Here is a 5,171-nt window from a genome sequence, read left to right as displayed (position 1 = left end):
TCTTAAACCTGAACTCTTTTGAATCCAAGTTAAAATCAGTATTTTTGTACATAATTTCCCTCTATTCGTATAACGCCCAATTAAGGTGTGAGGCACGCCATACCGATGCTACTGCATACCACCTTAGTCACTTAAACCGACGCATAGTAAAAATGCCACGCGTGCCGAATCACTCTTAAATTGTTTGTTAGCTTTTTGGGCTTAAAACCTAATATTATCAATCGGAATAATTGCCCATTTAGCCGGACGCAAATCAGCTTCAAAACCAACCAATGCACAACCAGAGAACAACATGGCGAGTACAACTAACCATGTCCATCTCACGTACTTACGTTTATCAACCAGTTCTTGTGAACCTACACAATCCAACTCAGAGCCAAGAACTATTGTGCGAAATAAACCAAGCTGATTCTGATAAAATTCGTTAAAACTAGGTTTACCCTGTACTTGCCAATTTGTACGAGCATACTCTTTCCAACAACTATAAAAATCACGACATAGGAAATAGTTCATCAGCAAAGCCAACGCAATCACTAACAGTATTATAATTCCTAGCAATGTAAACATGTATTTTCCTCGTGAAAGCTAACGCCCGCTTAAGTGGTGAGCAACGCAATACCGATGTTTCCGCATACCACCTAAATCACTAAAGTTGCCACAAACCACAAATGCCACGCGTTGCGAATCCGTCTTAAAGCGTTTGTTAGGCTTCCAGCTCACGATATAGCACTAAGCAATTGTATTCTTTGCCGAATTCTATTTCTTGATCGAAAGCTCGAATTTGCGTAAAACCTTGTCTGTACCAGAACCTAAAAGCAGAAATGTTTTCTGCATAAACATTTAAACCTACGTTTTGTAGATTTGCGTACTCACAGGCTACGGCAATAACACTACTAACTATTTCTGAACCCAAGCCTTTACCTTTAAAACTCGGTAAAATTGTTAACATAGGAAGCCAAAGTGTGCCAGTTGACGGAGCATGAAACTCCATCTGTATATAACCAACCACTTGACCTTTCTTTGTGCTAATTTTTCTTAGGTAAAATGCACCTTGCTCGTCAGATAATTTTGACTTGTTGCTTTCAGCTATTAATTTTTCATACTCGGTGATAGACCATTCCCTAAACGTTGGGTCCATTGCTTTTACATTTAAGTTACTGTCAAAGATTGACTTGGCTAGCTCCGCCTCATCACTTGAAAACTCAGTGAAAACCAAATTTTTGGATTCCCATTGTGGTATCAACACTAACAAATTCCTCCTTGAAGCCTAACGCCTTGTTAAGGTGTGAGGCACGCAATACCTAAGCTTCCGCATAACACCTCAACCACTGAACCTAACGCATAGTGAAAATGCCACGCGTGCCGAATCACTCTTGAACAATTTGTTATGTACGTTGTACCGAGCGCACTGGTACCCAACCAATTTCACCCGTTGACCTCGAAACTCGATACCACTCATTGAGTTCAAACTGCACTGACAGCTTTTCACCAATGACTGTATTGAGCTCCACATTGTCATAGTCATAACGCAAAACACCTTCTGAGATTCCTTCAATCTTTTCGATATATTGAACTGGAGCCCAACCCTGCAGACCTTCACTACTGGTTATAAAAATCCAATTGGGAAACTCGTCGTCAATTGCACCGAGAGCCACTTTATCACCTTGTTTCAAATAAAACGGATTGGGATATTCTGAGACGTGTTTTTCCGTAGCGACTACTTCCATATTTTCTCCAAAGTACATAACGCCCTGCTAAGGGGTGAGCAACGCAATACCGAAGCCGCCGCAAACCACCTTAATCACTAAATTCAACGCATAGTGAAAATGCCACGCGTTGCGAATCCCTCTTGAGCAGTTTGTTAGTCGCGAGGCACCGAGCGACAATTTTAAGCCGAACTAAACTTTGCGAACAACAAACTTTATGTGCTTTGATGCATTTAAGTCAGGCGTAGTCTCAAAGCGGCTACTCAATGAAACCACTTAGAACAAACAACGTCGTAGAAAACGGACTGACAACACCAAAAAGCGCTTTTGGAAAGCCAATCTCACAGTACGGACTTTCAACAAAGTCACTGAAACCACGTGGAACTTACAACACCAGAGAAAACGTCATTTCAGCGAGTAAATCGGCTTTTGTACCCAACAAACTCACCGAGCAGAGTTGCAACCAAAAACAGACTCTCGACTGCCCTGTTCTGTCAGCACCAAAGGACAAAACAACCGCTAGGACACTTGCCAAGCTTTGGGGTTAAAACAGCAGAAACTGAGTTTTGACCATCGACGATGAATCTGTATACCAAACAAACAGCTGCCAAATTTTGAGCTAAGAAACATGATTTTGATTACTAGCTTTTTCTGGCGACTAACGCCCTGTTAAGGGGTGAGCAACGCAATACCAAAGCCGCCGCATACCACCTTAACCACTAAATTCAACGCATAGTAAAAATGCCACGCGTTGCGAATCCCTCTTGAACAGTTTGTTATGTTTACATTTTATCGCGCTTTTTTACCGCTGCCATAACTTCCAGGCACTAGGCGTTCCATAGCATCAACATAAATAACTTTATTTTTCTGGCTATTTATCTTTCGCTGCTTCTTTACACACTTTGAACAAACAATTGCGGTTTGGTTATTTGTAAGTTTGTATGCATCCTGAGAAATACCTTTTACTTTACAAAAGTGACAGGAACCCTTTACTGGGATTATCACTTTTTTGATATTGAAGTTAATTTTGTCAAGGCAGCTTTCTATCGGATTATTAACAACTGTTTTGGGCTTCCTCTTAATTTTAGACTTTTTGCTACTCTGCTTTTGGGTAAGATTTTTAGCGCTGACCGATATTGAACATTTATAAAACTCAGCCAACTTTCGGTCAATTTGATTTAACTCTTGGGTAATTGGTACTTGATTTGATCTCGCCCATTCTTTTAGGCGCGAGATGATAATACGAGCATTGTCCACTTTCTGTGACTCAAAATATATAGGCAATCGTATTTTAAACCATCTTTATATTCGATCAATCCCATATGTAAACATAACGCCGCATTAAGGTGTGAGCAACGCTACCATGAAACCCAACCATACCACCGTAAACACTAAAACCAACGATGGAATGAAAAATGCCAAGCGTTGAGAATCACTCTTAAATGCTTTGTTAGGCTTGTGGTTCTGATAACCCCCGTATTAACGGTAGTCTGTACTCTTGGTCTTTCTCGTTCCAAAATACAAAACCATTCTTTAAGTCCAAATTAAAAAATGATTCGAAATAGTTTTCTTCTAAATCTTCGTCTTGATCTTTTCCGAATAATTTAATTTTAACAGGCTCAGATGTCATATCAATTTCACCTTGATGCAGGGCGATCCCTGTAAATGTTTCCTCTGCTGACATTCGAAGAGAAACCTCTCTAAATCCATAAAGCTCGGCTAAAACAATTAGTAAATTGTCACTTTCTGAACCGGAGCGCAAAAACTTAACGCCTTTTTTATAAACTCGCTCTTGTATGAGACACATTTCGGAATCAAAACCACTTTTAATTCCTTTAACGACTTCGACTTTAAACCCAAGTTCATTGCCGTTGTAAGACGCACGGAGATCAAATTTATATAAGTTATCAGTCTCTTTTAGATTTTTAATTTTCAGTACGCAATCAATAAATCCCTCTTCGCTAAACTGATCGAGAATTGGATATCCGTGTTCATTAACTCTTATTTCCATCTTTAATCCTTAGTAAAGCCTAACGCCCTGTTAAGGGGTGAGCAACGCAATACCGATGCCGCCGCATGCCACCTTAAACACTAAAACCAACGCATAGTAAAAATGCCACGCGTTGCGAATCCCTCTTGAACAGTTTGTTAGGTGGGATTGTCGCACGCCATAAGCAATGCTTTCAGCTCTAAATTCAATGAAGCCTCACCAATTTTTCTTGCTGAATTTCCCAATTGATTGCGGTAATTACAATCGGCTCCCGCCTCTAATAATAACCTAACACCTTCGATATTCTCATTGATTGCAGCAATCATTAATGGTGAGTTGTAAACATACTCCTGAGTAAGAAGTAAATTGGGATCACCTCCATTATCAAGAAGTAGCTTTAATATTTTGTTATTGGAGAAGTTAGCAGATGCAAAAACTGGGCTGTTCCCTTCATAATTCTGTATGTTGGGGAGCGCACCACTTGATAGTAAAGTTTTTACCAGTTCATGGTCACCAAGAAATGACGCCATGAGTAATAGTGACGCTCCACATGAATTGACTGTATTAACGTCCATTCCCTTCTTCAACAAACGTTGAGCATACGAGCTGCTTTTTCCCTCAATCATCTGATAAATTGCGATATTTATAGGACTACTAGGGTCGTTTCTGCTTTTGCAAGAACTTGAATCACTTGTCAAAAACACTATGGATAAAGCTGCTAGTAAAAATCGCTTCAAAATAATCCCTCCTAACGCCCTGTTAAGGTGTGAGCAACGCAATACTGAAGCTCCCGCATACCACCTTAACCACTAAACCTAACGCATAGTAAAAATGCCACGCGTTGCGAATCACTCTTAAACAGTTTGTTATAACTTCAGATACGTGTGGATTGTTGTATGTAAGTTTTTAAACCCTGTTAGCTCAAATTCCAGTACCCATGATGATTCAAGTGTCATAGGTAACTTTCCATTTGTCGATTCGCCAAATTTAATTTCAGTTATATCAACAGGACTATGAGCAGCAAAGAAGTAAACTGACCCATCAATATACCCGTCATCTGGGTTTACAGGGAAAGTAAATGTTCTACCAGCAAGTTCGTTACGTTCGGTAGGTAAATTTATACCGTTTAGGCTAATTACAGTTTCTATTTTCTCAGAATAGTCGTCTAGACTAAGTTCAAACGGCTCTATTCCTATCTCAAGTGAAACGTCACCATCGACGTCAGAAATCTTTGCACTTGTAAATTTGAGCTTTTCTATCGGGAAATTTTCCACTCTTCCTCCTGAGTTATAACGCCCTGTTAAGGGGTGAGCAACGCAATACCGAAGTAGCCGCATACCACCTTAATCACTTAAACCAACGCATAGTGAAAATGCCACGCGTTGCGAATCCCTCTTGAACAGTTTGTATGGATAATAAGCACTCGACTCGGGTAAGGTGAGACCCAGACTTTAGCAGCAACTAAAGTTCTCTAC

Annotated in this window: 7 protein-coding genes and 1 pseudogene; 1 reads left to right on the top strand and 7 read right to left on the bottom strand. The window is 40.1% G+C overall.

What is annotated here, in order from left to right; all coding sequences use genetic code 11:
- Window positions 1-201 precede the first annotated feature (201 nt).
- The 3 genes from R7F07_RS24355 to R7F07_RS24345 form a co-directional block, all read right to left on the bottom strand.
- A complete protein-coding gene (locus R7F07_RS24355; RefSeq protein WP_031858551.1) occupies window positions 202-567 on the bottom strand; it encodes a hypothetical protein in 366 nt (121 codons plus the stop codon).
- Window positions 568-703: 136 nt separating this feature from the next.
- A complete protein-coding gene (locus R7F07_RS24350; protein WP_031841509.1) occupies window positions 704-1,246 on the bottom strand; it encodes a GNAT family N-acetyltransferase in 543 nt (180 codons plus the stop codon).
- Window positions 1,247-1,385: 139 nt separating this feature from the next.
- The gene (locus R7F07_RS24345) at window positions 1,386-1,727 is read right to left on the bottom strand and encodes an SH3 domain-containing protein (RefSeq protein ID WP_017635398.1); all 342 of its coding nucleotides are present in this window, start codon (window positions 1,725-1,727) and stop codon (window positions 1,386-1,388) included.
- Between the two features lie 245 nt (window positions 1,728-1,972).
- Between R7F07_RS24345 and R7F07_RS24340 the strand changes: the two are divergent.
- Window positions 1,973-2,276 (top strand): annotated as a pseudogene (locus R7F07_RS24340) (hypothetical protein).
- Window positions 2,277-2,495: 219 nt separating this feature from the next.
- Here R7F07_RS24340 and R7F07_RS24335 read toward each other — a convergent pair.
- From R7F07_RS24335 to R7F07_RS24315, 4 genes are all read right to left on the bottom strand, one after another.
- Window positions 2,496-2,963, bottom strand: coding sequence for a hypothetical protein (locus R7F07_RS24335; protein ID WP_171343478.1), 468 nt, complete (start codon window positions 2,961-2,963; stop codon window positions 2,496-2,498).
- Window positions 2,964-3,156: 193 nt separating this feature from the next.
- Complete coding sequence (locus R7F07_RS24330; protein ID WP_213877962.1) at window positions 3,157-3,717, bottom strand: hypothetical protein; 561 nt, start codon at window positions 3,715-3,717, stop codon at window positions 3,157-3,159.
- Between the two features lie 137 nt (window positions 3,718-3,854).
- Window positions 3,855-4,433 (bottom strand): ankyrin repeat domain-containing protein, encoded by a 579-nt coding sequence (locus R7F07_RS24320; protein ID WP_017821397.1) that lies wholly within the window; start codon window positions 4,431-4,433, stop codon window positions 3,855-3,857.
- Window positions 4,434-4,562: 129 nt separating this feature from the next.
- Complete coding sequence (locus R7F07_RS24315; RefSeq protein WP_171343477.1) at window positions 4,563-4,970, bottom strand: hypothetical protein; 408 nt, start codon at window positions 4,968-4,970, stop codon at window positions 4,563-4,565.
- Window positions 4,971-5,171 lie beyond the last annotated feature (201 nt).

Source organism: Vibrio sp. YT-16 (assembly GCF_033337405.1).
Classification (GTDB): domain Bacteria; phylum Pseudomonadota; class Gammaproteobacteria; order Enterobacterales; family Vibrionaceae; genus Vibrio; species Vibrio alginolyticus.
This window is presented reverse-complemented; position numbering and strand designations above follow the sequence as displayed.

What these genes read in the sequence shown, in the direction of transcription:
- R7F07_RS24355 (WP_031858551.1), bottom strand. Translation starts at nt 567, where the DNA reads ATGTTTACATTGCTAGGAATTATAATACTGTTAGTGATTGCGTTGGCT.
- R7F07_RS24345 (WP_017635398.1), bottom strand. Translation starts at nt 1,727, where the DNA reads ATGGAAGTAGTCGCTACGGAAAAACACGTCTCAGAATATCCCAATCCG.
- R7F07_RS24330 (WP_213877962.1), bottom strand. Translation starts at nt 3,717, where the DNA reads ATGGAAATAAGAGTTAATGAACACGGATATCCAATTCTCGATCAGTTT.